The following is a 24,893-nucleotide window of genomic DNA, read 5'->3' as shown; positions in this document are numbered from 1 at the left end:
ACGGCTCAGTGGCTGGTGATCCAGTTCCAGGCCGCCACCACCCACGCGGTCTGCTGCAGGTAGGCGACGCCCACCGCGGCCAGGAAGAGCGCGGTCACCAGGTGCGAGCCGCGGGCGGTGCGGCGTACCCGGCCCAGCTGCCGCTCCCAGACCAGCCGGCCGAGCAGGCGGGCGACCGTGAAGACGCCGGCGGCCGTGAGCAGGGTGAGCCCGAAGATGAGCACCGGGATGGTCAGGTTGCCCCGGCCGGAAATCGCCCAGATGGCCCAGCAGACGAAGGCGAAGAAACCACCCGTGGTGCTCCACCCCCTGCCCCGGCGCAGCCGCGCCAGGTGCCAGCTCATCGAGCGGCGCGGGGCGGCGCCATCGGACCAGTCGGCCGAGCCGACGGTGGTGAACTGCTCGGTCCGGGGCGTACGTCGCTGGCCCACGGCGGCCACACCGCGCCGGAACTCGTCCCGCTGCGGTGGCACCTCCACGGTGCGCTCGGCCCACGGCTGTGTCTGGTCCGCCATCTCGTGTCCTCCCCCTCGACCGACGCCGGCCACGGTTCCGAGGGTAGCGAGCCGGCAAATCGGTCGCCGACCCCGAAGGCGATGGGTTAGACACATCCGATGATGAACGCGTTGTTACCCCGGGCCGAGGACTTCGACGAGATCGCCGGGCTGTTGGGCCTCGCCTTCCACGGCAACCTCGATCCGGAGCTGCTGGACGTCGAGCGGAACGTCTTCGAGCCGGAGCGCGGCCTGCTGGTCCGCGACGGCGGGACCGCAGTGGCGCACGCCGGCGCGTTCAGCCGCGAGCTGACGGCGCCGGGCACCAGCGTGCCCGCGGCGCACGTGACGATGGTCGGCGTCGCCCCGACCCACCGCCGCCGGGGCCTGCTCACCGGGCTGATGCGCCGGCAGCTCCGCGAGGTCCGCGACGCCGGCCGCGAGCCGATCGCGGTGCTGTGGGCCAGCGAGGGCCGGATCTATCCCCGGTTCGGCTACGGCCTGGCCGCGCAGCGGTTGGCTCTCCGGTGCGACACCACCGAGCTGCGGCTGCCGGACCCGGCGTCCGCCGAGGGTCCGCTCCGCCTGGACCGGCCGGCCGCGCACCAGGCCGAGCTCGCCCGGCTGTACGACCGGGTCCGCGCCGACCGTCCCGGCTGGTCGAGGCGGGACGAGCGGTGGTGGGCGTACGTGCTGGCCGACGTCAAGGACCTGCGGGGCGGCGCCACCGAGCGCCGGGTGCTGCTGCACGAGGGGCCCGCCGGCCTCGACGGGTACGCGCTCTACCGGACGAAGGAGGAGTGGGACCGGGGCGGCCCGCGCGGCGAGGTCCGGGTCGACGAGGTGGTCGCCGCTGACCCGGCCGGGTACCTGGCGCTGTGGCGGCTGCTGCTGTCGATCGACCTGACCCGGCGGCTGTCCTTCGACCGGGCCGCCGTGGACGAGCCGCTGCTGTGGCTGGTGAACGAGCCGTGCAAGCTCGGGGCCGAACTCTCCGACGCCCTCTGGGTACGCCTCGTGGACGTCCCGGCCGCGCTGGCCGCCCGCCGGTACGCCACCGACGTCGACGTGGTGATCGAGGTCACCGACGAGCTGCTGCCGGAGAACGCCGGCCGGTGGCGGCTGGTCGGCGGGCCGTCCGGGGCAGAGTGCACCGCCACCACGGCACCGGCTCAGCTCGCCTGCGACGTACGCGCCCTCGGCGAGCTCTACCTGGGCGGGGCCGGGCTGGGGGCGCTCGCCGCCGCCGGTCGGGTCCGGGAACTCGTACCGGAGGCGGTGGCGGCGGCTGGCCCGGCCTTCGGTTGGCACCGCGCTCCGGCCCCGATGGAGGTCTTCTGAGGCCCCGAGGCGGGATGCGCGGGTGCCGGTGGGCGGTACGGTCGGGGGATGGGTGAGGCGGAACGCCGGCGACGCCGGCTGCGGCACCAGGGCGACGCCGGGGCGCCGGACGGCGAACGTGCCACCGGGCAGGCCGGCCGGCACGTGCCGGCGGGCACCTTCGCGGAGGGGCCGACCGCGACCACGGCCGCGGTGCACGACGACGACGGCTCCAGGTCGCGGCGCGGCGTCAGACGCGCCGAGCTGGAATCGTCGGCGGACGGCTCCAGGTCACCGCGCGGCGTCAGGCGCGCCGCGCCGGAGCCCCGGGCACGCCGTACCGGTTCCGCCGTCGAGGAGGGCGAGCGTGGGCTGCGCGGCCTGGTCGGCTCGGGATCCTCACAGGTGAGCGTGACCGCCGCGCTGCGGGCTCGGGACGCCGCCCGACCGACCGACGCGGACCTGGCCGAAGCCGAGGCCCGCGTCGTGATCGTGCGCCGCAACTGGGTGCCCCGCGAAGAGCTGCCCCGCACCGGCCGCTGACCACCGTCCCAGTCCGGCCCGCCGGCCGCCTGGTGGGCGAGCCCGCCGGCCAGCGTCCCGGGCCGGCCCGCCGGCCGCCCGGTGGGCGAGAGTGGCGTCAGGCGGGCAGGTCGGGCAGCTCGCGGGTCTGCTCGTACGTGGCCACCTGGCCGATCCGGCGGGCGTGCCGGGGGTTGCCCGAGAAGGGCGTGGTCAGGAACGCCTCGACCAGGGCGGTCGCCTCGTCCAGGGTGTGCTGCCGAGCGCCGACGGCGATGACATTGGCGTCGTTGTGCTCCCGCGACAGCTGGGCGGTGTCGATGTTCCAGGCGAGCGCCGCGCGTACGCCGGCGATCTTGTTGGCGGCGATCTGCTCGCCGTTGCCCGAACCGCCGATCACCACGCCGAGGCTGCCCGGATCGTTGACCACCCGGTCGCCGGCGTGCAGGCAGAACGCCGGGTAGTCGTCGTCCGGGTCGTAGGCGTGCGGACCGACATCGACCACCTCGTACCCCTGCTTGGCCAGATGGTTGGCCAGGTGCCCCTTCAGCTCGAAACCGGCGTGGTCGGATCCCAGGTAGACGCGCATACCGCGCAGTCTGTCAGGCTCGCCCCCGTGCCGGTGCGCGGGCGGCGGCACGGAGGCGGATTCGTCACAGGGTCACCGGGACAGCTCGGCCACGGCCAGACCCGCCCGCGCCTTCGGGGTGAACCAGGTGCTCTTGCGCGGCATCTTCTCGCGAGCCAGGTTGACCGCGACGAAGTCGTCCACGGTCACCGGGGCGATGAGGATCGCCAGCTCGGCCCGCCCGGCGTCGACCTCGCCGGTGAGCCAGCTCGCCGGGTAGTCGCCGCCCACGTAGGTGATCCGCTTGTCCCCCGGGTCGAGGCCGAGCGCGTCGCGCAGCAGCAGCCGCTCGACGAGCGCGTGATCCAGGTTCTCCAGCCGGCCGCCGTCGACGTGCGGCAGGGTGACCGCGTACTCCTGACCGGCGAGGTGGAGGTGGACGGTGCCGCCGGCCGCCGGGACCTCGATCGGGCCCTCGACGGGGGTGACCTGCGCGCCCGCGGCGCGGAGCCGGTCGAGCAGCTCCGCCGGCGTGGCGGTCAGCTCGCTGACCAGGCGGTTGTAGGGCTGGATCGCCACCGAGGGCGGCGTGGTGATCACCGCGAGGAACCGGGGCAGCCCGCCGGTCTGCGCAGCCAGGCTGCGGTGGTTGCCGTCCGCGACCACCAGCTCGCCGCCGCCCGCGAGGGCGGTCAGCTCGTCCTGCTCGGGGCCGGGGCCGAGCAGCCAGATGGCGTGCGTACGCCCGGCCTGGTCGACGTCGGTGGCGGCGGGTGCGCCGGCCGCTTCGGTCGCCGCGGTGAGCGCGGCGTGCAGCTCGTCGCCGCGCCCGGTCTGGAGCAGCAGTACGGGCGACAGCAGGTGACCCAGCGCCTCGGCCAGGGCGACCCGCTCCCGTACCTTGGCGATGAAGACGTCCTCGTTGCGGATCACCAGCCCGGGCTCGTCGGCCCGGGTGGAGATCTGGTCGGTGTCGACCATGGCGAAGAGCCCGTACGCGGTCTCCTCGCCCGGCGCGCTGATCCGGTAGAGCACCACGACCCGTTCGGCCGGGGTGTAGCTGCCGTCCGCCTTGGCCTCGGCGAGCCGGGCCACCGCGTCGGGCAACGCGTCGAGGAAGGACTTCCCGAGGCTGTCCGGTGCCCGGTGGGGCATCTCGATGCCCAGGGCACTGTGCGGATTCGCCTCGACGATGGCGGTGATCTCCGCGTCGTCGGCGAACTCGTCGTAGTTCTGCGCGCCGGTGCCGCCAGTGGTGATCCAGGCCCGGGCGATCGGATGCACGACCGTCATGTTCGCTGACGCTACCCGCGCCGCCCACCCTCCCGGTCCCGGACCCTCGCCGCTTCCACCTGTTGAAAGGAGGGGCCCCTGGTTAACGCATCTTGTAGAGCAGGGGGCCCCGCTTGACACAGATCAGGCGCTGCGCCCGGGGGTGGCGCTGCGGTGTCGGCCGGGGACCGCGCGGCCGCCCGGAGCCGGGCTGGCCGGCCGGGACGCGGCGAGGCGTACCGGGGTCGACCCCGGTGCGGGACGGCCGGCCGCGGCGCTGGACCGACTCGGGCCGGCGGTCCGGGGCGGGAGGTCCGCGTCGGCGGGCGGGGTCATCCGGGAGGTGGCCACCACCCGGGCCACCCCGACCACGATCGGCGGGGCCAGCAGGTCGACCACGTCGGCCGGCAGGGACGGACGGGCTTCGGGCCAGTCGCCCTCGGCCACGGGCCAGTCGCCCTCGGCCACGGACCAGTACGTCGCACCGGAGTCCTCGGTCGCCGTCTGCGGCGCCTCGTCGGGCATGTGGCGGTGCTTACCCATGGGATTGCCTCCAGGAGCTGCCGGGGTGCGGCCCGCACGGCCGCCGACCAGGACACCTGATGAAACGAACCCCGCGCCGCCCGGGTGACGCCGGCGACGCGGGGATCGGGCTGTTAACAAGGGGCCCCTGCTCTACCGGAGGCGTTAAGAAGGGGCCCCTCCTTGCGCCTCAGTCGAAGATGGGGCCCAGTTCGCGGCTGCGCTTCAGCTCGTAGAAGCCGGGGGTGCCGGCGACCAGCAGGACGCCGTCCCACAGCTTGCCGGCGGCCTCGCCCTTGGGCGCCGGGGTGATCACCGGGCCGAAGAAGGCGATCTTGTCGCCGTCGGGGCCGGGGGCGTGGATGACCGGGGTGCCGACGTCGGTGCCGACCGGCCGCATGCCGGCCTCGTGGCTGGCCCGCAGCGCCTCGTCGTACGCGGTGGACTCGGCGGCGTCCGCGAGCACCGGATCCAACCCGACCTCGGTCAGCGCCCCGACCAGCATCTCCCGGTTGAGCGGCTCCTTGCCGAGGTGGATCCGGTTGCCCATGGCCGTGTAGAGCTTCGCCAGCGTACGCGCGCCGTGCGCCTGCTCGACGGCGATGCATACCCGCACCGGCCCCCAGCCCTGCGTCATCAGGTCCTGGTATTTCTCGGGAAGGTCCCGGCCCTCGTTGAGCACGGAAAGGCTCATCACGTGGAAGTGGATGTCCAGATCTCGGACCTTCTCGACCTCCAGCAGCCAGCGGGAGGTGATCCACGCCCAGGGGCACAAGGGGTCGAACCACATGTCCACGGCGGCACGTTCGGTCACGGTGCTATCCCTTCACGACTCTGTGCGCCGGAACCCCGGCGTCTTCCCTGTGATCCTCACCCCGAGCGGCATCGACCGGTGCCGGAATGAGAGCGTGACCTCGGCCACCGAAGAGTGCCGGTGCATGGAAGACTCGGCTTCGTACCGGCCGTCACGAGCGGGCCGGAGAGGCCGGTGCCGCGGGCGCGCGGCGATGCAGAGTGGGATGGAGACGAACAGTGCCGGGAGTGCGCAACCTGACTCAGGTCGAGGCCACCGAGCGGGCCCGCCTGCTCGATGTGAGCGGGTACGACATCAGCCTTGACCTGTCGACCGCCGTGCAGGCCACGAGCCGCACGTTCCGCTCGGTGACCGAGGTCCGGTTCCGCTGCGCCGAGCCCGGGGCGACCACGTTCATCGAGTCGGCGGCCGAGTCGGTGCGGTCCGCGACGCTCAACGGGGCACCCGTCGACATCTCCGGCTGGTCGGCCGAGAAGGGCCTGATCCTGTCCGGCCTGGCGGCCGAGAACGTCCTCGTGGTGGACGCGGACTTCGCGTACTCGAACAGTGGGCAGGGGCTGCACCGCACGGTGGACCCGGTCGACGGCGAGACCTATCTCTACAGTCAGTTCGAGACGGCGGACGCGCAGAAGGTCTACGCCTGCTTCGACCAGCCGGACCTGAAGAGCGTCTACACCTGGCACGCGACCGTCCCCGACCACTGGCGGGTCATCTCCAACATGCCGGTGGAGCGGGAGGAGCCGGCCGGGGAGGCGCTCAAGACCGTCCACTTCGCCGCGTCGGTGCGGATGAGCACCTACATCACCGCGCTCTGCGCCGGCCCCTACCACGAGGTGCGGGACAGCCACGACGGCATCGACCTGGGCGCCTTCTGCCGGGCCTCGATGGCGCAGTACCTCGACTCGGACGACCTCTTCCTGATCACCAAGCAGGGTTTCGACTTCTTCCACGAGCAGTTCGGCGTCCGCTACCCGCTGCCCAAGTACGACCAGCTCTGGGTGCCCGACTTCAACGCCGGCGCGATGGAGAACTTCGGCTGCGTCACGCACGCCGAGTCGCACTACATATTCCGGTCGCAGGTCACCGACTTCGAGTACGAGCAGCGCGCCAACACGATCCTGCACGAGATGGCGCACATGTGGTTCGGTGACCTGGTCACCATGCGCTGGTGGAACGACCTGTGGCTGAACGAGTCGTTCGCCGAGTGGGCCAGCCACTGGTGCAACACCCACGCCACCCGGTTCACGGAGGCGTGGACGACGTTCCTGTCGATCCGGAAGAACTGGGGCTACCGGCAGGACCAGCTCTCCTCCACCCACCCGGTCTACTGCGAGATGCCGGACCTGGAGGCGGTCGAGGTCAACTTCGACGGCATCACCTACGCCAAGGGCGCCAGCGTGCTCAAGCAGCTCGTCGCGTACGTGGGCGAGGAGCCGTTCCTGGCCGGGCTGCGGGCGTACTTCGCCAAGCACGCCTGGGGCAACGCCACCTTCGACGACCTGCTCTCCGAGCTGGAGGCGGCCTCCGGCCGGGAGCTGCGCAAGTTCGCCGCCCAGTGGCTGGAGACCGCACAGGTCAACACGCTGCGCCCCGAGGTCACCATCGGCGGCGACGGCACGTACGAGCGGGTGCTGGCCCGCCAGGAGGCGCCGGCCGGGCACCCGACGCTGCGTACCCACCGGATCGGCGTGGGCCTCTACGACCTGACCGACGGCCGGCTGATCCGCCGGGAGCGGGTCGAGGTGGACGTGACCGGCGAGACGACCGAGCTCTCCGCGCTGCACGGCAAGCCCGCCGCCGACGTGCTGCTGCTCAACGACGACGACCTCACGTACGCCAAACTGCGGCTGGACGAGCGGTCCATGGCGGCCGTGGTGCAGCACATCGCGGGCTTCGAGTCGTCGCTGGCCCGGGCGTTGTGCTGGACCGCGGCCTGGGACATGACCCGGGACGCCGAGCTGGCCGCCCGCGACTACGTGGCGCTGGTGCTGGCCGGGCTGCCCGCGGAGACCGACATCAACCTGGTCACCGCCACCCTGCGCCAGGCAACCACCTCGCTCACCTTCTACGTCGACCCGGCGTGGGCGCCGACCGGCTGGGCCGAGCTGGCCCGTACCGCCAGGGCGGCGCTGGCCGCGGCCGAGCCGGGCAGCGGCTTCCAGCTCGCCTGGGCCCGGGCGTACGCCTCCGCGGCCCGCTCCGCGGAGGACCTGGCGGCGCTGCGTGGCTGGCTGGACGGCGTCGAGGTGCCGGCCGGGCTGACCGTGGACACCGAGCTGCGCTGGACGGTCCTCCAGTCGCTGGTCGCCAACGGCGCGGCCGGGGCGGCCGAGGTGGACGCCGAGCTGGCCAGGGACCGCACCGCCAGCGGCGAGCGGGAGGCCGCGTACGCGCATGCCCTGGTGCCGACGGCGGAGAACAAGGCGGCGGTGTGGGCGCTGCTCACCGGCCCGGAGGCGCTGCCGAACTGGCGCAACCGGGCGCTGCTGCAGGGCTTCACCCACCCGGCCCAGGTCGAGCTGGTGGCGCCGTACCGGGAGAAGTACTTCGCCACGGTGGACCAGGTCTGGGCGAGCCGGGACAGCGAGCCCGCGCAGGAGTTCACCCAGCTCGCCTACCCGGCGTACCTGGTCGACGAGGACACGGTGGCGGCCACCGACGCGTGGCTGGCGCAGCAGGGCCACCCGGCGCCGCTGCGCCGGCTGGTGGCCGAGGGCCGCGACGGCGTGGTCCGCGCCCTGAAGGCCCGCGCCCGAGACGGCCGTACCGCCTGACGCGACGGATTCATCGGCCCGAGATCCGCGCAACTTCACTGAAGATGCTGCCTCGTTTCGTGTGAAGGCAGCAGCATCCCCGAAGCTGCGCGGATCTTGGGGGCGCGAGACGCCGAGCACCCGACGAAAAAGCCCGCCCCGCGAGGTTCGCGGGGCGGGCTTCGTCGTACGGGAAGGGGTCAGCCCTTGCCGGCGTGGGTGGCGAGCTGGTCGAGGCCCTGGATGATGCCGCCGGCCAGGTCGCCGCCGCCGAAGGACGCCACCATGGAGAGCGCGGCGAGCTTGGCGTACGTGTCGGGGATGCGCTTGCGGGCGTACCGGCCGGTGATGATCTCCAGCTGCCGCTGGTTGGGCGACACCACGATCAGCACGGACTTGTCCGGCTCGGCGAGCTGGCGGTGCAGCCGCTCGGCGTGCTCCCGGATCGGCTCGTCGAGGCCGCCCACGTAGACCGAGAAAACCAGGCCGGTGCCCCGGTCGGCCAGACGGAGCGCCTCGTCGATGCGGAGCAGCTGACGGGTCGAGAAGGGCCCGTCCAGCACCTGGGGCAGGGTACCCGTCCCGGTCACGGCCTGCGTCTCACCAACGGTCACTTGCGCCTCCGGTGCCAGCGGCCGGCGCCTCCCGGCCGGCCAGTTCCTGCTTGCGGCTGGTCAGCGCCGGCGCCTGCGCGCCGGCGGCCAGTGCGGTGCCGACCGAGTCGGCCAGCTGCTCCGGGCGGCCCAGGAACCAGACCGGAGTGAAGTCGAAGGGCCGGCCCGGCCGGTAGCGCTTGGCGCCGCCACCGCCCCCACGGCTGCCGACGGCTGCCAGTCCGGCGATCACCAGCACCGCAACCGCCGGGATGCCGACGTAGACCAGCAACGTATCGGTAACAGACAATCCCAACGCCCCCAGGCGGAAAGAGAGACCAGGAATTTCCGGGTCGGGTGGTCGATCATGACGACGAGCGCCCGACTCCGCTTGTGCTGTTCACGTTAGCGGAGTCGACCGCCCGCCAGATTGCGGGGTGGTGATCCCACCCGCCACAGCCGTGCTCCAGTTGCGCGGCAGTGGCGATCAATGTCCCGTCGTCGCCGTACCGGCCGGTGAGCAGCACTCCGACCGGCAGGCCGGCACCGGTCCGACCGACGGGGAGCGAAACGGACGGGTCGCCAATCACGTTAAAAATGGCGCAGTACGGCGAAAAACGGCGCTGCCGGTCGAAATCTTCGGCGGGGTCGAGGGCGGCGAACGCGCCAACCGACGCCTGCGGCGCGGCCAGGGTCGGGCAGAGCAGCAGATCGCAGCCGGCGGTGCGGTACACGCCGCGGCGTACCTGGGCCTGGAGCTCGCCTAGAGCGGCCATCAGCTGGCCGGCGCCGACGGCCGTGGCCCGCGCCCGCAGGAACCGGGTGAGCGGCAGCAGCTCGCTCTCCCGCTCGGGCGGCACCGGGGAGAGCGCCAGCACGTACCAGAGGGTTTCGAAGAGCGGCCACGCCTCGGGGCCGAGCGGCGCGGGCACCTCGACCACCTCGTGGCCGGCGGCGGTGAGCAGCGCGGCGGCCCGGTCGACGGCGGCCACGCAGTCGGGATGCACCGGCTCGTCGGCGAGCATCGGGGTGCTGAAGCGGCCGATCCGCAGTCGGCCGGGAGCGGCGTCGCGGGCGGCGCCCAGGTAGCCGTTGGCGGGCGCGGCCGGCGGCAGGTACGGCTCGCCGGGCACCGGCCGGGCCAGCACGTCGAGCAGCGCGGCCACGTCGGTGACGGTCCGCCCGAGCGGGCCGTTGGTGGGCAGCCCGAACGCGCCGAAGCCGAGCGGGCCGCCGGAGACCAGCCCTCGGCTCGGCTTGTAGCCGACCAGGCCGCAGAGCGAAGCCGGGATGCGCAGCGAGCCGCCGCCGTCGGAGCCCTGCGCCACCGGCACCAGCCCGGCCGCCACCGCGGCCGCCGCGCCGCCGCTGGAGCCACCCGCGGTGTACGCGAGACCCCACGGGTTGCGCGCGGGCGGCGCGACGAGCCCCTCGGAGTAGAGCGAGCAGCCCAGCTCGGAGGTGGTGGTCTTGCCGAGGCTGACCAGCCCGGCCGCGGCCATGAAGCGGACCACGTCGGCGTCCACCGGGGGCACGAAGTCGGCGAAGGCGGCCGAGCCGAAGGTGGTCCGCACCCCCGCGGTCAGCGTCAGATCCTTGATGGCGGTCGGTACGCCGTGCAGCGGACCCCGCTCGTCCACCGGTACCGCGTCGGCGGCCCGGGCCGCCGCCCGCGCCCGCTCCGGGGTGACGGTGACGAACGCGCCGACGGTGTCGCCGAGCGCGTCCACCCGGCGCAGGTGGTGCTCGACCAGCTCCACGCTGGACAGCTCGCCCCGGCGGATCGCGGCGGCCTGCTCCAGCGCGGTCAGGTCGTGCGGCTCGGCCATACCGCCATCCTGCCGTGCCGGGCCGGCGTACGCCCGGCCCGACACAGGTCAGAACTCCGGCGTCTTGTCATCCGGAATGCCGGTCCAGTCACGGTCGATCGTGAGCAGCTCCCTGATCGCCCACGTGCGCTCCAATCCGAGGAAGCGCAGGGCATTCCGGGAGAGGAGCTTGTCGCGCTGGTCGGCGGTGAGGAAGTCCGCCTTGCGGACCACCTGCCCGACCGGCCGCTCCCCCAGCGGGTACGGGTAGTCGCTGCCGACCAGCACCCGGTCCTCCCCCATCGTGTCGACCAGCAGCCGCAGCGCGGCCGGCTCGAAGACCACCGAGTCGACGCAGAACCGGTCGACGTAGGAGCTGGGCGGGGCGGTGGACGCGCCACGTACCAGGTCGCCGCGGCGGTGCCAGGCGTTGTCGGCGCGGCCCAGCCAGAACGGGAAGCTGCCGCCGCCGTGCGCGAAGCAGATCCGCAGCGTCTCCGGCACCTTGTCGAAGACGCCGCCGAGGATGAGCGCCAGCACCGACAGGTGGGTCTCGGCGGGCATCCCGGCCAGCCAGCGCGCCATCCACCGGTCCAGCCGTGGCCCGCCCGGCATGTCCCACGGGTGCACGAAGACCGGCGCGCCCACCCGCGCGCAGTGGGTGAGGAACTGCACGATGCCGGCGTCGTCGAGGTCGCGGTCGCCGACGTGGTTGCCGATCTCCACGCCGGCGTGGCCGGCCGCGAGGCAGCGGTCCAGCTCGGCACAGGCCAGGTCCGCGTCCTGCAACGGCACCTGGCAGAACGGGACCAGCCGGTCGCCGCCGCCGGCGGTGACCTCCAGGGTGAGGTCGTTGAAGATCCGGGCCACCTTGACGGCCTGCTCGGCCGGGCGGTCGTAGCTGAAGAAGACCGGGGTGGGCGAGACCACCTGGACGTCGACGCCGTCGGCGGCCATGTCGGCCAGCCGGGTCTCCGCGTCCCAGCACTCCGCGCCGACCGGCCGGAACTCCGTCTCGCCGACCATGATCATCGCGGCGCGCTCGGAGTCCACCCGCAGCCAGGGCCAGCCGGACCCGCCGCACGCCGCGGCGAGGTCCGGCCACCCCTTCGGTACGACGTGCGTGTGCACGTCGACGACGCGTGCCGGCATCAGCCCTTGCCCGGGTGCAGCGCGCCGCAGTTGGTGCAGGTGCGAGCCTTCTCGTCGGCGTAGAGCGCCGAGAAGACCGGGGGCAGGTCGGCGGCGATGTCCCGGACCTGGAGCTCCACCTCGTGCACCTTGTGGCTGCACTCGGGGCAGTACCACTGGAACTTCTCCAGCGTGCCCTCCTCGCGTACCCGCTCGATCACCATGCCGATCGAGCCGGCCTCCGGCCGCTGCGGAGAGTGCGGGGTGTTGCGCGGCAACATCCACATCTGGCCCTCGCGGATGTGCACCGTACGCGGCCCCTCGGGCAGCATCAGGTTGACGTGCATATTGCCCTTGACCTGGTAGAAGAACTCCTCGTACGGGTCGACGTGGAAGTCGGTCCGCTGGTTGGGGCCGCCCACCACCATCACGATGAAGTCGTCGCTGCCCGGCAACATCTCCTTGTTGCCCACCGGCGGCTTCAGCAGGTGCTGGTTCTCCGCGATCCACCCAGGAAAGCTGAACGGCTCGCCGATCTCACTCATTACAGACCTCCTTGCGGTAACAGGGCCACGGCTTGCATCTCGATCAGCAGGTGCGGATGCGGCAGCTGGTGCACGGCCACCGTGGTCCGGGTCGGCCCGGTGGCGTCGAAGAACTCCGCCCACACCTCGTTGTATCCACCGAAGTCGTTCATGTTCACCAGGTAGCTGGTGACCTGGACCAGATCGGTCAGGTCCGCGCCGACCGACCGCAGCAGATCACGGATGTTCTCGATCACCGCGCGGGTCTGCACCCGGATGTCCAGGTTGGTCGTGCCCAACTCGTCCACCTCGACGCCCGCGAAGGTGTTGTCCGGCCGCCGAGACGACGTACCCGAGACGAAGACGAATCCGCCCGCCACCTTGACGTGCGGGAACGCGCCGCGCGGCACGGCCTTCCCGGCCACCACCCGCGCGGTCACGACGACGCTCGCAGGGAAGCCGTGCCGAGCTTCTCGACAACGGCCCGGACGTGGGCCCCGGGGCGCAGCGGCACCGCCGCGGTGGCGGCGCCGGCGAGGAACACCCAGCCTTCGCGGAGCCGGACGCCGTGCCGGCCGGCCAGCCGGAGCCCCTCGTCGAGGGCGCGACGCGGGTCGCCGAGGATCGCCGCAGTCGAGCCGACCTGTGCCACCCGCCCGTCGATCTCCAGCAGCACGCCGAGGTTGTCCAGCCCGTCCGGCACCGGCGACCAGGGGCCGACGACGAACGCGGCGGCCGAGGTGTTGTCGGCGATGACATCCGGCAGGGAGAAGGTGAAGTTGGCGTACCGGGAGTCGATCAGCTCGAGCGCCGGGGCGACCGCGCGGACCGCGTCGGTGAACGCGCCGACCGGCTCGCCGGGCTCGGGCAGCCGGTCCAGCAGGAACGCCACCTCCGGCTCGACCCGGGGGTGGATGAAGGCGTGCACGTCGACCGTGCCGCCGTCGGGGACCCGCATCACGTCGGTGAGCCGGCCCCAGATCACCTCGTCCACGCCGACCTGGGCCATCTTCGCCTTGCTGGTCAGCCCCATCTTCAGCCCGACCAGCCGCTCGGACCGGGAGAGGCGGCGCTGCAGCAGCGCGGACTGCACCGCGTACGCGGCGTCGACGTCGAGGCCGGTCTCGGCGGCGAGCTGCGGGATCGCGGTTGCCGTGTCGGCGGCCGCGCCCAGCTTCTCGGCGATCCCCGCGATGTCCGGCCCGATCATGAGTTCTCCTTGCCGGCCAGGTCGAGTGCCACGTCGACGATCATGTCCTCCTGGCCGCCGACCATCCGGCGCCGGCCCAGCTCGACCAGGATCGAGCGGACGTCCACCCCGTACTTGGCGGAGGCCCGCTCGGCGTGCCGCAGGAAGCTGGAGTAGACCCCCGCGTACCCCAGGGAGAGGGTCTCCCGGTCCACCTGGACCGGCCGGTCCTGGAGCGGGCGGACCAGGTCGTCGGCCGCGTCCATCAGCGCGAACACGTCGCAGCCGTGCTTCCAGCCGTGCAGCTCGGCGACCGCGACGAACACCTCCAGCGGGGCGTTGCCCGCGCCCGCGCCCATGCCGGCAAGGGAAGCGTCCACCCGGACGGTCCGGCCGGACGGGGAGCTGAGCGGCCCGGCGCCGAGGATCCGGCCGTGCTCGACCGCCAGCACGCTGTTGGCGACACCGAGCGACAGGTTGTGGTGGGCGTGGATGCCGATCTGCGTCTCCGGTGCGAGCACCTGCCGGTACGCGTCGATCCGCGCGGCCACGTCGGACATCAGCAGCCGGCCGCCGGAGTCGGTCACGTAGACGCAGTGCGCCCCGTACGACTCCATCAGCTTGGCCTGGGCGGCCAGCCCGGCCGGGTCGTTCATGTGCGACATCATCAGGAACCCGGAGACGTCCATGCCGTTCTCCCGGGCCCAGGAGATGTGCTGGGCGGAGATGTCCGCCTCGGTGCAGTGGGTGGCGATCCGGACGCTGGTCACCCCGAGCGCCTGCGCCGCCTTCAGGTCGGCGATGGTGCCGATCCCGGGCAGCAGCAGCGTGGTGAGCTTCGCGCTGGTCAGCACCTCGGCGGCGGCGGCGATCCACTCGGCGTCGCCGGCCGCGCCGTGCCCGTAGTTGACGCTGGAGCCTGCCAGGCCGTCGCCGTGCGCCACCTCGATGGCGGCCACCCCGGCCGCGTCCAGCGCGGCGGCGATGCTCCGCACCTGGTCCACGGTGTACCGGTGCGCGATGGCGTGCATGCCGTCCCGCAGCGTCACGTCCTGGATGTACAGATCAGTCATCGGACAGTCACTCCGTTGTTCACGACTGCGGCGCTCCGCTCCGCTGCGCTCACCGCAACCCCCTTGCGCAGCGCCACCAGCCGCTCCGCGGTACGCAGCGCGGCCGAGGTCATGATGTCCAGGTTCCCGGCGTACGCGGGCAGGTAGTGCCCGGCCCCGGAGACCTCCAGGAAGACCGAGACCTGCAGCCCGGTGAGGTGCCGCCCCAACGACGGCACGTGGGTGTTGACCCGGTCGAACTGCACGTCCTGCTTGAGCCGGTAGCCCGGGACGTACTCCTGCACGGTGGCCACCATGTCGGCCACCGAGGCGGCGATGGCGGACCGGTCGGCGTCGGCGTCCGGGCAGAGGCAGTAGACGGTGTCGCGCATCAGCAGCGGCGGGTCGGCCGGATTCAGCACGATGATCGCCTTGCCGCGCTCGGCGCCGCCGACCACCTCGATCGCCCGGGCGGTGGTCTCGGTGAACTCGTCGATGTTGGCCCGGGTGCCGGGCCCGGCCGACTTCGAGGCGATCGAGGCGACGATCTCCCCGTACGCGACCGGGGTCACCCGGCCGACGGCGTGCACGATCGGCACGGTTGCCTGCCCGCCGCAGGTCACCATGTTGACGTTCGTCTCGCACAGGTGCTCGTCGAGGTTGACCGGCGGCACCACGTACGGGCCGATGGCCGCCGGGGTCAGGTCGACCACGGTCCGGCCGTGCGCCCGCAGCACCGCGTCGTTGTGCCGGTGCGCGCCGGCCGAGGTGGCGTCGAAGACCAGCTCGACGTCGGCGAACTCGGGCAGCGCCACCAGGCCGTCCACGCCCTCGGCGGTGGTCGCCACGCCGAGCCGCCGGGCCCGCGCCAGGCCGTCCGACGCCGGGTCGATGCCGGCCATCGCCACCATGCGCAGGCTGTCACTCAGCCGCAACACCTTGATCATCAGGTCGGTGCCAATGTTGCCCGACCCGAGCACCGCCACTCCGGTGGTCATCGCCCCTCCTTGGAAAAACAGGTCCGTACCGAGCCGAGCCCGGAGATCCGCGCCTCGTACGCGGCGCCCGGGGTGACCGGCACCATCGGGCCGAGCGCCCCGGACAACACCACGTCCCCGGCGCGCAGCGGGTCGCCGGCGCGGGCCATCGTCCCGGCGAGCCATTCCAGCGCGTGCAGCGGGTTGCCGAGGCAGGCCGCCCCGGCGCCCACCGACACCGGCTCACCGGCGTGTTCCAGCACCATCCCGCACAGCCGCAGGTCGACGTCGGCGAGCCGGCGCGGCGCGGTGCCGAGCACGAACAGCCCACTGGAGGCGTTGTCCGCCACGGTGTCCACGATGGAGATGTCCCAGCCGGCGATCCGCGAGTCGACGATCTCGATGGCCGGCAGCACGTGGTCGACGGCCCGGATCAGGTCGACGGTGGTGACCCGCTCGTCGGGCAGGTCCGCGCCGAGCACGAAGGCGATCTCCGCCTCCACCCGGGGCTGGAGCAGCCGGCCCATCGGCACCTCGACGCCGTCGCCGACCGCCATGTCGTCGAAAAGCACCCCGAAGTCGGGCTGGAAGACGCCGAAGCTCTCCTGCACCGCACGGGAGGTCAGCCCGATCTTCGCGCCCACCCGGCGGTGGCCCTTGCCGAGCCGCTGCCGGGTGTAGACCTGCTGCACCTGGTAGGCGGCCTCGATGTCGCCCTCGGGCAGCAGCCGGCCCCGCAGGGGTGGGCAGGGCTTCTCCTCCTGCCGGGCCACGGCAAGTTCCCGGTTGGCGGCCTCGATGTCGACGGTGGTCATCCCCGCTCCTCGCTGCGCTCGCTGACGACGCTCACGACGGTTCGCGACCGCGGGGCTCGCAACCCCGGCTCGCTCCTCGCGCTCACGACGCCGGCCATTCTGCCTGGAGTGCGCACTCATGTGAGGTCCACACAGACGTTGGTGAGTTCGGAGTAGAAGTCGAGGGAGTGGATGCCACCCTCCCGGCCGATGCCGGACGCCTTCACCCCGCCGAACGGGGTACGCAGGTCGCGCAGGAACCAGGTGTTGACCCAGACGATGCCGGCGTCCAGCTGGGACCCGGCCCGGTGCGCCCGGCCCACGTCCCGGGTCCAGACCGTCGCCGCCAGGCCGTAGTCGGTGCCGTTGGCCAGCGCGTACGCCTCCTCCTCGGCGTCGAACGGAGCGACGTGGACCACCGGACCGAAGATCTCCTCCCGGTTGGTGCGGGCGTCCGGCCCAAGCCCGGTCAGCACCGTCGGCTGCACGTACGCGCCGCCGTCCCGGGCGTCGCCGAAGCGCGGCACCCCACCCCCGGCGCGCACCTCGGCGCCCTCGGCCCGGGCCAGCTCGTAGTGGCCGAGCACCTTGTCCCGATGGGTGTGCGAGATCAACGGCATGTTGACCGTGGCCTCGTCGGCCGGCCAGCCGTACGCCAGCTCGTCGGCGTGCTTGGCCAGCCGGGCGGTGAACTCCTCGAAGACCGGCCGCTGCACGTAGATCCGCTCGGTGCAGAGGCAGACCTGGCCGCCGTTGGTGAAGCTGGACCGCACCGACCCGGCGACCGCGGCGTCCAGGTCGGCGTCGGCGAAGACCAGGCCGGCATTCTTGCCGCCCAGCTCGAAGCTGACCGCCTTCACCCCGTCCGCGGCGGCGCGCATGATGGCGGTGCCGGTGGCGGACTCCCCGGTGAAGGTGATCGCGTCGATGCCCGGGTGCCGGGTGAGGAACTCCCCGGCCGAATCCGGGCCGAAGCCGTGCACCAGGTTGAACACGCCCTCCGGTACGCCCGCCGCGGCCATCACCTCGGCGAGCAGGGTGGCCGAGGCCGGGGTCTCCTCGCTGGGCTTGACCACCACCGCGTTACCGCAGGCCAGGGCGGGGGCGACCTTCCAGGTGAGCAGGAGCAGCGGCAGGTTCCACGGCACGATCACCGCGACCACGCCGACGGGTTTGCGGACCGCGTAGTTCAGCGCCCGGCCGCCGGTCGGCGTGACCGTGGTGAACGACTCGGTTGGCGCGGTCGCCACGATCTCGGCGAACGCCCGGAAGTTGGCCGCACCCCGCGGGATGTCCAGCGTACGGGCCTGGGAGATGGCCTTGCCGGTGTCGGCGACCTCGGCGGCGACCAGGTCGTCGAAGCGGCGCTCCAGCTCGTCGGCGACCCGGCGCAGCACCTCGGCGCGCTCCCGCTCCCCCATCCGGCCCCACGGGCCGCGCAGCGCCGCCCGGGCCGCGGCCACCGCGTCGTCCACCACAGCCGAGGAAGCCTCTACCACCTCGAAGACCGGCTCGCCGGTCACCGGGCTGCGCTTGGTGAACCGTGGACCGGCGGCGACGAACTCGCCGCCGACGAAGTTGCGCAGCAGGCCCGGCCCGTCCGGCGCGTGCCCGGCCATCCGCCGCGGCTCCCAGAGCGTCATCCCCGCCTCCCTCGACCGAGCGCCAGCACCGCGCCGGCCAGCGCCGCCACCGCGCCGGCCGCCAACGCACCCACCACCTGGTACTGCCGGCGCACCCGGCGGCGCACCTGCGCGTACGGGGTGGTGGAGAAGGAGACCAGCTCGTACTGCGACACGTAGTGGCCGGGCAGGGCCCGCTCCAGGGCGTGCTCGATCCGCTTGCGGGTCTGGAACACCGGGGAGGCGACCTTGTCCCGCATCTCCACGAAGTTGGCCAGCGCCATCTGCGCGATCGCCTCGGCGTTGGCCTGCCGCCGCTGCTGATACAGCGGCAGCGCCGCGGACCAGTCGTCGCCGCACTCGTCCAGGCAGCGGTCCAGCTCGACCACGTCCTCGAACGCGCAGTTCGCGCCCTGGCCGTAGAACGGCACGATGGCGTGCGCTGCGTCGCCGAGCAGGCCGATCTTCCCGTCCACCTGCCACGGGGTGCAGCGGACCGTACCCAGCACGCCGATTGGGTTGTGCTGGTAGTCGTCCACCAGGTTCGGGGCGAGCGGGATCAGGTCCGGGTAGTGGGTGGCGAAGTACCGCTCGATGGCGGCCGGGCTGCCCAGCGACGCGAAGCTCGCGGTGCCGTGGGTAGGCCAGAACAGCGTGCAGGTGAACGACCGGTCCGGGTTGGGCAGGGCGATCATCATCGAGGTGCCGCGCGGCCAGATGTGCAGGGCGCCCGGGTCCAGGGCGAAGTCGCCGCCGAGCGGCGGGATGGTGAGTTCCTTGTAGCCGTAGTCGAGGAAGTCCAGGCTCTCGGTCAGCACGCCGTACCCGAGGAGTTGCCCGCGCACGGCGGAGCCGGCGCCGTCGGCGCCGAGGACGACCGACGCGGCGGCGGTGACCTTGCCCTGCGGGGTCTCGAAGGTCATCTCGCCGGTGGCCGGGTCGAGCCCGACCAGCCGGTGGTCGAAGGCGATCCGCACGCCCGGCAGCGCGGCGGCGGCGTTGATCAGGGCGTTGTTCAGCGCGCCCCGGCTGATCGAGTTGATCGCCCGGTCACCGGCGCTGCTGTACGACTGGAACTGCGGATCCCCCACCACGGGGTGGATCATGCGGCCGGCCATCGGCAGCGCGTCCGCCATCACCTGTCGCTCCAGCCCGATCCGGCGCAGCGCGTCCAGGCCGCGCTCGGAGAGCGCCAGGTTGATCGAGCGGCCCCGCTCCACCTGCCCGGTACGCGGGTCCGGGCGCCGCTCGTACAGGGCTACCGGGTACCCGCGCCGGGCCAGGTAGCAGGTCAGCAGGCAGCCGGCCAGCCCCGCCCCGACGACAGCGATCTCCTCCCGCCGGTCACTCACTGTGCCTCCTCCGTTCGCGACTGCGGGGCTCGCAAACCCGGCTCACTCCTCGCGCTCACCGGTCCACCTCCACGGCGGCGGCCAACGCGTCGGCGACCCGCCAGCAGTCGTGGTACGTCGAGTAGAGCGGCACCGGGGCGAACCGGACGATGTCCGGCTCCCGGGCGTCGGCGATCACCCCGTGCTCGTGCCGCAGCCGCTTGGTCAGCTCGTTGGCGCTACCCACCATGCTCCATTCCGTTCGCGACTGCGGGGCTCGCAAACCCGGCTCACTCCTCGCGCTCACACCGATCCGCACCGAGAGCTGGCAGCCACGCCGGGCCGGGTCGCGCGGGGTGACCACGGTCAGCGGCCGGCCGACGGTCACCTCGTCCAGCAGCCGCTCCAGCCACCCGGTGAGCCGGAGGCTGCGCTCCCGCAGCGCCGGCATGCCCACCGAGTCGAACAGCTCCAGCGAGGTACGCACCGGACCCATCGCGAAGATCGGCGGGTTGGAGATCTGCCACGCCTCGACGGTGGCCGGCGGCCGGGACACCGGGGTCATCTCGAACCGGGTCGCCGCCTCGGTGCTCCACCAGCCCTCGAAGCGGGGCAGCCGGGGGTCGCCGAGGTGTCGCTCGTGGACGAAGACGCCGGCCAGCGCGCCCGGCCCGGAGTTGAGGTACTTGTACGAGCACCAGGCGGCGAAGTCGACGTCCCAGTCGTGCAGCGCGAGGGGCACGTTGCCGGCCGCGTGCGCCAGGTCCCAGCCGACCACCGCGCCGGCGGCCCGCCCGGCGGCGGTGATCGCCGGGATGTCCATCAGCTCGCCGGTCAGGTAGTTGACCCCGCCGAGCAGCACCAGCGCGACCGTGTGCCCCTCCGCGGCGAGGAAGTCCAGCACGTCGGACGTGCGCAGGGTGTCCTCGCCGGGGCGCGGCTTGAGTCGCACCACGGTGGCGTCCGGGTCCAGGCCGTGGAAGCGGGCCTGGCTGCGCACCGCGTAGCTGTCCGAGGGAAAGGCGCTGTCCTCGATGACGATCCGGGTCCGCTCCCCCGCCGGCCGGTAGAAGCTCACCATCAGCAGGTGCAGGTTGACCGTGAGGGAGTTCATCACCACGGTCTCCGCGGGGAGCGCGCCGACCAGCCGCGCGGCCGGCGCGGTCAGCAGTTCGTGGTACGGCAGCCACGGCCGTTCCGCCTCCACGTGCCCCTCCACGCCCAGCCGCCGCCACGCGTCCAGGTCGGCGAGGAGTTCGTCCCGGGTGGCCCGGGGTTGCAGGCCCAGCGAGTTGCCGGCCAGGTACGCCACCTCGGGGTACCGCCCGCCCTCGGCCGGCGGCACGTGGAACAGGTGCCGGTGCCCTGGGTCGGCGGCGTCGAGCCGGTGTGCCTCGTTCTCGGTGTGCTGCATGCTCAACGACCTCCGGTCACATCGCGGTCCGCGCGGACCACAGCTCGGGGAAGACCACCCGGGCCATGCTGCGCTGCAACCAGGCCAGCCCGGCGGAGCCGCCGCTGCCGACCTTGGCGCCCATGGTGCGCTGCACCGCCTTGACGTGATGCCAGCGCCAGTCGCCGAACCCCTCGGCCACCTCGGTCAGCGCCTCGCCCAGCAGCCGCAGGTGGTTGTCCGGGCCACCGTCGGCGTAGATCCGCACCCAGGCCGCCTCGACCGCCGGCTGCGACTCGTGTTCGGTCGTCACGTCCCGGTCGAGCAGCTCGGCGGGAAGGGGGAAGCCGCGCCGGGCGAGCAGGGCGACCACGTCGTCCCAGAGGCTCGGCGCGGCGAGGGCCGCGGTCAGCTCCGCGTACACCTCGGTCTGCCGGCGGAACGGGCGGATCAGCGCCGGGTCGCGGAGGCCGAGCAGGAACTCCAGCTGGCGGTACATCGCGGACTGGAAGCCGGAGCCCTCGCCGAGCCGGTCGCGGAAGCGGTTGAAGTCGGCCGGGGTCATCCAGCGCAGCCCCTGCCAGGCGGCGTTGAGTCCCTCCAGGTGCAGGGCGGCGCGGCGCAGCGGGGGCAACGCCTCCCAGATCCGGTCGGCCCGCAGCTCCCGCTGGGCGTGCCGCAGCTCGTGGCAGGTCAGCCCGAAGTACAGCTCCATGATCTGGCTGACCATCAGGAAGGACATCTCGCCCGGATCGTCGCTGAGCGGCTGCTGCAGGCCGTGCAGCGTGCTCGCCCGCACGTACGCGTCGTAGGGCACCCGGTCGGCGAACTCCAGCGTCGGTTCGCCGCCGTTGCGCGCCGCCCGGGCCGCCCGCTGGCGCGGAGTGGCCGGACGCACCGCCGTGGTCTGTTTCACCGTCATCTCCCTTCGTACGTGGGTAGACGACATGATCCCGCCAGTGGATCCTCCGATGGAATCCCTGTTCAACGGCGGTACGGTGGTTCGACCTGTCGGTCGCAAGGCCGCCGGGCCCACGGGTTCTCGAACGAAAGGTCACGCGGTGGACGACATGGACTGGGCGCTGCTACGCGAGCTCCAGACCGATGCCCGGCTCTCGTTCAGCGAACTGTCGCGCCGGGTGCACCTGTCGCCGCCGGCGGTGGCCGAGCGGGTCCGCCGGCTGGAGGAGTCGGGCGTGATCACCGGCTACCACGCGCACGTGGACCTGACCCGCGCCGGGCGTACCGTGGTCGCCCTGATCCGGATGTCCTGTTATGGGTCGCGCTGCATCCTCAACGACCCCGAGGTGGCGGGCTGGTCGGAGATCATGGAGATCCACCGGATCACCGGCGACGCGTGCAGCATGCTGAAGGTGGCGGCGGGCTCGATCGACGAGTTCGAGGGCATCATCGACCGGCTCGCCCCGTACGGCCAGCCGTCCAGCACGATGGTCCTCTCCACCCCGCTGGAGTGGCACCCGGTCACCCCGCTCCCGCCCGGCGCCCCCACCCCGCCCGCCCGCCGCCGCTGAGGCGTAAGGAAGGGCCCCCTGTTAACGCCTCGTGCAGAGCAGGGGCCCCCTGTTAACAACCACGCCGGGGCCCGCCCGGGTTTGCCGGAACCGGATCGGGAAAGCAGAGCGCGCTGCCCGTCAGCAGGATTCCGGTGCGCCGCACCGGGAGGGGGGAATCATGCGAGGGCTCGTGTCGCACCGCGCCCTGTCAGCCGTCCTGAGCGTGCTCGGACTGGTCGCGATGTTCGTCCTGATGACCATCAGCCCGGCGCGGGCCGGGGAGAACATCTTCGTAGAGGTCACGCCGAATCCCGCGCAGGCCGGCAGCCGGGTGAGTATTCGGGCCAGTTGCGACAACGCGAACAACCGGCAGGCCGAGGTCACCTCGGACGCCTTCGGGCGGGTGATGCTTCGCCCGGACAACGGCTTCCTCACCGGCGCGGTGACCATCCCGAGCAACAAGCAGGCCGGTGACTTCCCGGTCGACCTGCGCTGCTCGAACGGGCAAACCGCCTCCACGCAGCTCACCGTGCTGAACATGGCCCAGCCGAGCAAGGGCCCGGCCACGGGCGGTGGCGGCACCGCGGGCGGCCGGGGGGCGGGCTCGCTGCTGCTGGTCGGCGGCCTGGTCGCGGTGGCGGTGCTGGCCGGCGTCGGTGCCCGTCGCAGGACCGGACCGCGCGTCTGACGAGGTGCGGCCCATGACCTGCGCACTGACCCGAGTCGGCCGCCAACCGGACCACAAGGGCGACCGCACCACCCGGCCCAACGGCGACCGCCACCGATTGGGCCGCCGGAACGGGGAAACCGCGGCGATCCGTGGCGACGGCCGCACCACCCGGCTCCACGGCGACCGCCACCGACCCGGCCGCCAACACGACCGGACCACGGCCAACCGGGACAGCGACCGCGCCACCCGCATCTACGGCGACGGCCACCGACCCGGCCGCCAACACGACCGGACCACGGCCAACCGGGACAGCGACCGCGCCACCCGCGTCCACGGCGACGGCCACCGACCCGGCCGCCTGAACAACCGGGCCGGCGCGAGCCCTGGCGACGCTCGGACCGGGCGTCGGCTGCGAACCGGGCGCGCGCTACGGATCGGGCGCGGCCGGACCGGCAGTGGGCTCCGGACGGTGCTCCGGCTGGCGGCCCGGGTGTCCCGCCGGTTCGTCCGCGCCGCCGGCCACGCCTCGACCGCCAGCGTCGCCACCGCCGGCTCGCCGGCTCCGGTACCGGTACCGGTGCGGCCCACCAGGGCCGCCGCCCGCTGGCGGTACGCCGCCCGGCGCGGCCCCGGCGCCCCGGTGCTGGTGATCGCCACGCTGATGGTGCTGATCGTGGCGATGCTCGGCGTCGAACGGGTGACCGGCGTCTCCGTGCTGCCGGACCGGCTGTTCGCCGGGATCCGGCCGCCGCCGAAGAAGTTCCCGGTGCTGGCCGCGAGCCCGCCGACGGACATCACGATCAGCAAGCTCGGCCTGCGGGCGCCGGTGCACCCGGTCGGGATCGCCCCGGACGGCAGCATCGCCGTACCGGAACTCGAGAAGGCCGGCGAGGCCGGCTGGTACGACCAGGGACCGACGCCGGGGCAGAACGGCCCAGCGGTGATCGTCGGACACGTCGACACGACCACCGGGCCGGCCGTCTTCCACGACCTGAAGAAACTGGGCGACGGCGACCGGGTCGAGGTGACCCGAGAGGACCGCTCGGTGGCGATCTTCGAGGTCACCTCGGTGCAGCGGTACGACAAGGAGAGACTGCCCGCGAACGAGGTCTTCGGCGACTTCAGCCGGCCGAACCTGCGCCTGATCACCTGCGGTGGCCGGTGGGTGGGCGGTACCACCGGCTACGCCGACAACCTCGTGGTCTACGCGTCGCTCGTGCAGTCCCGGGGCCCGTGAGCCGGGCTCAGGCAGCCTCGGGCTCAGGCGGCCTCGGGCTCCGGCTCGCGCAGGTCCAGCCAGTCCGCCCAGCGCGGATCCGGCGCACGGTGGCCGAGCACCCGCCACGCCGTCCCCTTCGGGGCGGCCGGCAGGCAGTGCAGCCGCCAGCCCAGCTCGGCCGGTGTCCGGTCGCCTTTGGTGTGGTTGCAGCGGGCACACGCGGCCACCACGTTCTCCCAGGCGTGCCGGCCACCCCGGCTGCGTGGGAAGACGTGGTCGATGGTCTCCGCCGGCCCACGGCAGTAGGCACAGCGCCAGCCGTCCCGGGCGAAGATCGCCCGACGGGAGAGCCCGACGTGGGTGCGGTAGGGCACGCGGACGTAGCGGGTGAGCCGGACCACCGAGGGGATCGGGAGCGCGTCACGCGCGCTGTGCAGGATGCCGTCGCCGTCGGCGACGCATATGGCCTTGGCCGACAGCACCAGGATCGCGGCGCGACGCACCGATACGACACACAGCGGCTCGTAGGTGGCGTTGAGAACCAGTGCGCCGGAGCCCGCCGTGGGTCGTATGTCAGGCATCGTGGTTATCCTCCCGGTCCAGCCGCTCCTGCCGCTGTCGCGTCGGGCGAGCCCCGCAAAGCACCGGGGAGCCGCACCGACGCCGGCCGGATCACCGACGTCCGCTGCGCCAATCGTCCCTGATCGGACCCCGGATTGCACGCACTAATCCGGGGTACCCTCATGAACCTCTGGTGGCGCGTGCCAAGATAGCCGGTTCCGCCCCGCTGACCGGTGACCACCGCCGCGCG

General features: G+C 72.9%; 26 protein-coding genes. 6 read left to right on the top strand and 20 right to left on the bottom strand.

Annotation, left to right across the window (positions count from 1 at the left end):
• Positions 1–5 precede the first annotated feature (5 nt).
• The gene (locus tag ACNAW0_RS17745; RefSeq protein ID WP_416288988.1) at positions 6–515 is read right to left on the bottom strand and encodes a hypothetical protein; all 510 of its coding nucleotides are present in this window, start codon (positions 513–515) and stop codon (positions 6–8) included.
• A 99-nt stretch (positions 516–614) separates the two neighbouring features.
• Between ACNAW0_RS17745 and ACNAW0_RS17740 the strand changes: the two genes are divergently transcribed.
• Both ACNAW0_RS17740 and ACNAW0_RS17735 read left to right on the top strand, forming a co-directional pair.
• Positions 615–1,835, top strand: coding sequence for a GNAT family N-acetyltransferase (locus ACNAW0_RS17740; RefSeq protein WP_416288987.1), 1,221 nt, complete (start codon positions 615–617; stop codon positions 1,833–1,835).
• 192 nt (positions 1,836–2,027) lie between these two features.
• Positions 2,028–2,357, top strand: coding sequence for a hypothetical protein (locus ACNAW0_RS17735; protein ID WP_416289010.1), 330 nt, complete (start codon positions 2,028–2,030; stop codon positions 2,355–2,357).
• Between the two features lie 97 nt (positions 2,358–2,454).
• Here the strand turns inward: ACNAW0_RS17735 and ACNAW0_RS17730 are convergent, their stop codons facing one another.
• The 4 genes from ACNAW0_RS17730 to ACNAW0_RS17715 form a co-directional block, all read right to left on the bottom strand.
• On the bottom strand, positions 2,455–2,925 hold the full coding sequence (locus ACNAW0_RS17730; RefSeq protein ID WP_416288986.1) for a ribose-5-phosphate isomerase: 471 nt from the start codon (positions 2,923–2,925) through the stop codon (positions 2,455–2,457).
• Positions 2,926–2,997: 72 nt separating this feature from the next.
• Entirely contained in the window at positions 2,998–4,197 is a 1,200-nt protein-coding gene (locus tag ACNAW0_RS17725; RefSeq protein WP_416288985.1) for a DUF1015 family protein, read from the bottom strand.
• A gap of 123 nt (positions 4,198–4,320) precedes the next feature.
• Positions 4,321–4,719 carry a hypothetical protein gene (locus ACNAW0_RS17720; RefSeq protein ID WP_416288983.1) on the bottom strand — a complete coding sequence of 133 codons (399 nt, stop codon included), beginning with the start codon at positions 4,717–4,719 and terminating at the stop codon, positions 4,321–4,323.
• Positions 4,720–4,888: 169 nt separating this feature from the next.
• A complete protein-coding gene (locus ACNAW0_RS17715) occupies positions 4,889–5,488 on the bottom strand; it encodes a disulfide bond formation protein DsbA (protein WP_416289009.1) in 600 nt (199 codons plus the stop codon).
• Positions 5,489–5,739: 251 nt separating this feature from the next.
• On the opposite strand from ACNAW0_RS17715, the gene pepN reads away from it, so the two are divergent.
• On the top strand, positions 5,740–8,286 hold the full coding sequence (gene pepN, locus ACNAW0_RS17710) for an aminopeptidase N (RefSeq protein WP_416288982.1): 2,547 nt from the start codon (positions 5,740–5,742) through the stop codon (positions 8,284–8,286).
• A gap of 179 nt (positions 8,287–8,465) precedes the next feature.
• Here pepN and ACNAW0_RS17705 read toward each other — a convergent pair whose 3' ends face one another.
• The 14 genes from ACNAW0_RS17705 to ACNAW0_RS17640 all read right to left on the bottom strand — a co-directional run bounded on the left by ACNAW0_RS17705 (position 8,466) and on the right by ACNAW0_RS17640 (position 21,601).
• A complete protein-coding gene (locus ACNAW0_RS17705; RefSeq protein ID WP_416288981.1) occupies positions 8,466–8,879 on the bottom strand; it encodes a DUF5130 family protein in 414 nt (137 codons plus the stop codon).
• Positions 8,866–9,150 (bottom strand): hypothetical protein, encoded by a 285-nt coding sequence (locus ACNAW0_RS17700; protein ID WP_416289008.1) that lies wholly within the window; start codon positions 9,148–9,150, stop codon positions 8,866–8,868. The genes ACNAW0_RS17705 and ACNAW0_RS17700 overlap by 14 nt, the downstream gene beginning before the upstream one ends.
• 73 nt (positions 9,151–9,223) lie before the next feature.
• Positions 9,224–10,687: an amidase gene (locus tag ACNAW0_RS17695; RefSeq protein WP_416288980.1), complete on the bottom strand. Its 1,464-nt coding sequence runs from the start codon at positions 10,685–10,687 to the stop codon at positions 9,224–9,226.
• Positions 10,688–10,735: 48 nt separating this feature from the next.
• Positions 10,736–11,818 carry an amidohydrolase family protein gene (locus ACNAW0_RS17690; protein WP_416288979.1) on the bottom strand — a complete coding sequence of 361 codons (1,083 nt, stop codon included), beginning with the start codon at positions 11,816–11,818 and terminating at the stop codon, positions 10,736–10,738.
• On the bottom strand, positions 11,818–12,342 hold the full coding sequence (locus tag ACNAW0_RS17685) for a 3-hydroxyanthranilate 3,4-dioxygenase (RefSeq protein WP_416288978.1): 525 nt from the start codon (positions 12,340–12,342) through the stop codon (positions 11,818–11,820). Before ACNAW0_RS17685 ends, ACNAW0_RS17690 begins: the two co-directional genes overlap by 1 nt.
• Positions 12,342–12,761, bottom strand: a complete 420-nt coding sequence (locus ACNAW0_RS17680; protein WP_416288977.1) for a RidA family protein — start codon at positions 12,759–12,761, stop codon at positions 12,342–12,344. The genes ACNAW0_RS17685 and ACNAW0_RS17680 overlap by 1 nt, the downstream gene beginning before the upstream one ends.
• The gene (locus tag ACNAW0_RS17675) at positions 12,758–13,531 is read right to left on the bottom strand and encodes a 2-keto-4-pentenoate hydratase (RefSeq protein WP_416288976.1); all 774 of its coding nucleotides are present in this window, start codon (positions 13,529–13,531) and stop codon (positions 12,758–12,760) included. Before ACNAW0_RS17675 ends, ACNAW0_RS17680 begins: the two co-directional genes overlap by 4 nt.
• Positions 13,528–14,583, bottom strand: a complete 1,056-nt coding sequence (gene dmpG, locus ACNAW0_RS17670; RefSeq protein ID WP_416288975.1) for a 4-hydroxy-2-oxovalerate aldolase — start codon at positions 14,581–14,583, stop codon at positions 13,528–13,530. Before dmpG ends, ACNAW0_RS17675 begins: the two co-directional genes overlap by 4 nt.
• Positions 14,580–15,560, bottom strand: a complete 981-nt coding sequence (locus ACNAW0_RS17665; RefSeq protein ID WP_416288974.1) for an acetaldehyde dehydrogenase (acetylating) — start codon at positions 15,558–15,560, stop codon at positions 14,580–14,582. The genes dmpG and ACNAW0_RS17665 overlap by 4 nt, the downstream gene beginning before the upstream one ends.
• On the bottom strand, positions 15,557–16,354 hold the full coding sequence (locus ACNAW0_RS17660) for a 2-keto-4-pentenoate hydratase (protein ID WP_416288973.1): 798 nt from the start codon (positions 16,352–16,354) through the stop codon (positions 15,557–15,559). The genes ACNAW0_RS17665 and ACNAW0_RS17660 overlap by 4 nt, the downstream gene beginning before the upstream one ends.
• Positions 16,355–16,470: 116 nt before the next feature.
• A complete protein-coding gene (locus tag ACNAW0_RS17655; protein ID WP_416289007.1) occupies positions 16,471–17,952 on the bottom strand; it encodes a 2-hydroxymuconic semialdehyde dehydrogenase in 1,482 nt (493 codons plus the stop codon).
• A gap of 20 nt (positions 17,953–17,972) precedes the next feature.
• On the bottom strand, positions 17,973–19,307 hold the full coding sequence (locus ACNAW0_RS17650; protein WP_416288972.1) for an FAD-dependent oxidoreductase: 1,335 nt from the start codon (positions 19,305–19,307) through the stop codon (positions 17,973–17,975).
• Positions 19,308–19,362: 55 nt separating this feature from the next.
• On the bottom strand, positions 19,363–20,700 hold the full coding sequence (gene kynU / locus ACNAW0_RS17645) for a kynureninase (protein ID WP_416288971.1): 1,338 nt from the start codon (positions 20,698–20,700) through the stop codon (positions 19,363–19,365).
• Positions 20,701–20,716: 16 nt separating this feature from the next.
• Positions 20,717–21,601 carry a tryptophan 2,3-dioxygenase gene (locus tag ACNAW0_RS17640; RefSeq protein ID WP_416288970.1) on the bottom strand — a complete coding sequence of 295 codons (885 nt, stop codon included), beginning with the start codon at positions 21,599–21,601 and terminating at the stop codon, positions 20,717–20,719.
• A 139-nt stretch (positions 21,602–21,740) separates the two neighbouring features.
• Here ACNAW0_RS17640 and ACNAW0_RS17635 point away from each other — a divergent pair, with 139 nt between their 5' ends.
• The 3 genes from ACNAW0_RS17635 (at position 21,741) to ACNAW0_RS17625 (ending at position 24,100) form a co-directional block, all read left to right on the top strand.
• Positions 21,741–22,211 carry an Lrp/AsnC family transcriptional regulator gene (locus ACNAW0_RS17635; protein ID WP_416288969.1) on the top strand — a complete coding sequence of 157 codons (471 nt, stop codon included), beginning with the start codon at positions 21,741–21,743 and terminating at the stop codon, positions 22,209–22,211.
• A 205-nt stretch (positions 22,212–22,416) separates the two neighbouring features.
• On the top strand, positions 22,417–22,881 hold the full coding sequence (locus ACNAW0_RS17630) for a hypothetical protein (RefSeq protein WP_416289006.1): 465 nt from the start codon (positions 22,417–22,419) through the stop codon (positions 22,879–22,881).
• Positions 22,882–23,296: 415 nt separating this feature from the next.
• Positions 23,297–24,100 (top strand): class F sortase, encoded by an 804-nt coding sequence (locus ACNAW0_RS17625; RefSeq protein ID WP_416289005.1) that lies wholly within the window; start codon positions 23,297–23,299, stop codon positions 24,098–24,100.
• Between the two features lie 23 nt (positions 24,101–24,123).
• Here ACNAW0_RS17625 and ACNAW0_RS17620 read toward each other — a convergent pair whose 3' ends face one another.
• On the bottom strand, positions 24,124–24,663 hold the full coding sequence (locus tag ACNAW0_RS17620; RefSeq protein ID WP_416288968.1) for an HNH endonuclease: 540 nt from the start codon (positions 24,661–24,663) through the stop codon (positions 24,124–24,126).
• Positions 24,664–24,893 lie beyond the last annotated feature (230 nt).

The sequence above is a fragment of the Micromonospora sp. SL1-18 genome (assembly GCF_047921505.1).
Taxonomy (GTDB): Bacteria; Actinomycetota; Actinomycetes; order Mycobacteriales; family Micromonosporaceae; genus Micromonospora.
This window is presented reverse-complemented; position numbering and strand designations above follow the sequence as displayed.